The organism is Pantoea sp. BAV 3049 (assembly GCF_009765445.1).
In the GTDB taxonomy this organism is placed as follows: Bacteria; Pseudomonadota; Gammaproteobacteria; order Enterobacterales; family Enterobacteriaceae; genus Erwinia.
In genome coordinates this window covers 1-1,301 of the sequence record NZ_WHOY01000015.1, presented here as the reverse complement: position 1 = coordinate 1,301, position 1,301 = coordinate 1, and the positions used below count along the sequence as shown (strand labels likewise).

Sequence of the window (1,301 nt, the reverse complement as noted above, 5' to 3'; positions counted from 1 at the left end):
CTTTGGTCGGAAGTGAAAAGTAACTAAGAAACGCAAAGGTACAGTATGCAAAAAAATGTATTTTCACCCTGCTAAACGTTGAAAAAAAACCAGGAATTTCTCTTTTCGACTCAGACATTAATAAAGCAATTGCTTTTGCATCCTTTTCAACCTGTTCGTATGTCATCATTTTATCACCTGTCACTCAATCAGTTCTTTCCTTTTGTATAATCCTTATAGGAATGATTCACCAGTGGATTAACAATTGTTTTTTCTTGTTGTTTATCAGCTGCACGTTTATTTATTGAGTACTCCCTATCTATGTTTTCCATATCCAGCCTACGATTTTCCCGCCCCTGCTGTGTGACGGAACGGGCGTCTTCCAGTTTATGTTGAGCATCAGCTGATTTATTTTTTACCACACTCTGCATATCAGCAACCTCTTTTTTCACATCAGTACGGATATTATTGTCAGCCACGTGACCATCAATCTGAGCGTTGGCACTGCTGTATGCTCCCCCGAATTGTGCACCTGCAGTGTTAGCCGGTGCCGTCATTCCCTGCCCCGTCTGACCGGCATTGCTTTCATAATTGCCATCTATGCGACCGCGCAGCTTTTCATCCACAAACTGCTGCACCAGTCCTTCGCGACGCTGTGAAACATCCGCGTCGGATGCGTTGGTAAGGATGTCCTGAGCCTGCTCCGGCGTCCGCTCTTTAACCCATTTTGCAAACTGCTGGTTGTAGTTTTCCTTCGCGCCGGCGCTGAGCGTTTCCGTTTCGGAAGCCATTCGCTGCAGTTCATGGGTATGCGACTGACTGGTGGTGTACTGCTGGTACGCGCTGTCAGAGGTGGTGATACCGGCAGAGATCTGGTTCATCAGGCCCGAAGCATTCGTATCCACATGCTGGCCATTGTGGGTCATATTGTAGTTACGCAGCACGTCCAGCCCTACACTGAAGTCCTTCGCCTCACGCGCCGACAGCGTGTGACCATAATCCTGACCTTTCTGTCCCCCTTCCGTGGTCTGGGATGTAGACCCGGTTCTGCCGGTCACTTCAGTACCCATATGTCCTTCCACACCGCCAGAAGCACCAACGGCCCATTTGACCCCTTTACCAATAATGGTATCGCCAGTGTCATCCTTAACGTAGACTTTGCCCCCGGCATTAGCGGACCAGTTACGGGCTTTATCCTGCAGTTCTGAATATCCCTCATTTTTGCCCACATGATTACGGTTACTGTAATCATCGGCGATGCTCATCATCTTATGCACTTTCTCCGCATCCGTGATGTTCATGCCGGTAGTGGCTGCCAGAGT

1 protein-coding gene is annotated in these 1,301 nt (G+C 48.4%); it reads right to left on the bottom strand.

What is annotated here, in order from left to right; genetic code table 11:
* Positions 1–188: 188 nt before the first annotated feature.
* A partial coding sequence (locus tag GSQ70_RS00630) for a hypothetical protein (RefSeq protein ID WP_158780479.1) occupies positions 189–1,301 on the bottom strand: 1,113 nt, incomplete at its 5' end.